The sequence below is a fragment of the Streptomyces europaeiscabiei genome, assembly GCF_001550375.1.
Classification (GTDB): domain Bacteria; phylum Actinomycetota; class Actinomycetes; order Streptomycetales; family Streptomycetaceae; genus Streptomyces; species Streptomyces europaeiscabiei.
Genome location: NZ_LRTR01000783.1, coordinates 1 through 1,396 on the forward strand (window position 1 = coordinate 1; position 1,396 = coordinate 1,396).

A 1,396-nucleotide genomic window follows, 5' to 3' on the forward strand; every position below is an offset into this window, starting at 1 on the left:
GGACGCCGCGCGGGGTGTGGCGGCGCGGCGACGAGGTCTTCGTCGAGGTGGCGCTGCCGGACCGGGCGACGGCACAGGACCGGTTCGCCCCGCACCCGGCGCTGCTGGACGCGGCACTGGCCTGCGCCGTGCGGCAGACGGCGGAGGGCACGCGGGAGGACATGCCGGAGGATGCCGCGGACGTGGTGGCGGTGCGCTGGCGCGATGTGTCGCTGTACGCCGTGGGCGCGTCCGTGCTGCGAGTGGGTCTGCGACAGTCGGCGGACGGCACCTGGGACGTGACCGCGGCCGACGGTACCGGGGATCCGGTACTGACCGCTCGGTCGGTGACATGCGTGCCATGGGAGAAGCGTGCCGTGCGGGCCGCTTCGGCGGCCCGGCAGGACGGCCTGTTCGAGGAGTCCTGGGTCCTGTGCGACCCGCCGCGGCGGGCGGACCGCTCCGACCGGTGGGCGGTCGTCGGCCCCGATCCGCTCGGTGTCCGTGCGGGCCTGTTGTCGGCGGGGCGTCACTGCGAGGCCCCGCCCGACCTGCCGTCGCTGCTACGGGCGGTCGAGGAGGGCGCTCCCGTCCCGGACGTGCTGGTCGTCTCCGCCGGTCCCCCGAGACCGCGGGACACGGACCCGGCCGACGCGGTGCGCGCGGCGGTCTTCGAGGCCCTGCAATGGGTACGGCACCTCACCGATCCCCGGCTCGCGCGAAGCCTGCTGGTCGTCGTCACCCGGGGCGCGGTCGCCACCGGCGACGACAGTTCGCCGGACGTGGGCGCGGCAGCCGTCTGGGGTCTGGTCAAAGCCGCGCAGGACCGGGCGCCGGGCCGTTTCGTGCTGGTCGAGACGGACGCCGTGGAACCTTCCTGGCAGCGCGTGGAGTCCGCCGTGACCTGCGGCGAACCACGGCTGATGCTCCGTGGCGGGGAGGTCCGGGCCCCGCGCGCGGCCCGTGTCCCGGTGAGTTCCCCGGACATGTCTTCCCCCGGGCGGACCGCGCTGTTCGCCGGGAGCGACACACAGGGCCCGGCCGAGGCGTTCCTGGCCCGGACCGGGCACGGGGCCGGACCGGGGACACACGGACCGCTGCTGACGGGCCCGTTCGCCAAGAACGCCGCCGACCGGCTGCCGACGTCCGCGGGCACGGCGCAGCTGGTGCGCTGGGACCCGGTGGACCCCGCCGGTGCGGTGCGGGCCCTGTTCGACGACGCCCCCCGGACGGTGCTATTCACCGCGGCCGTGGCCACCGACGGAACGACGACCGGGACACGGGCCGAGGTGGACGCCGCGCTGCGTCCCGTGGTCGGCCCGGCGCTGGAGCTGGTCCGGTCGGCGGCCGGGCGGGGCGTCGCCTCCGTCGTGCTCGCGACACCCGCACCCGCGTCGGCGGGGCTGGTCGACTCGGC

At 76.6% G+C, this 1,396-nt stretch carries 1 protein-coding gene; it reads left to right on the forward strand.

The annotated features are described in order from the left end of the window. The coding region (locus tag AWZ10_RS38285; protein WP_341846113.1) for a SpnB-like Rossmann fold domain-containing protein at positions 1-1,396 on the forward strand (1,396 nt) is incomplete at both ends.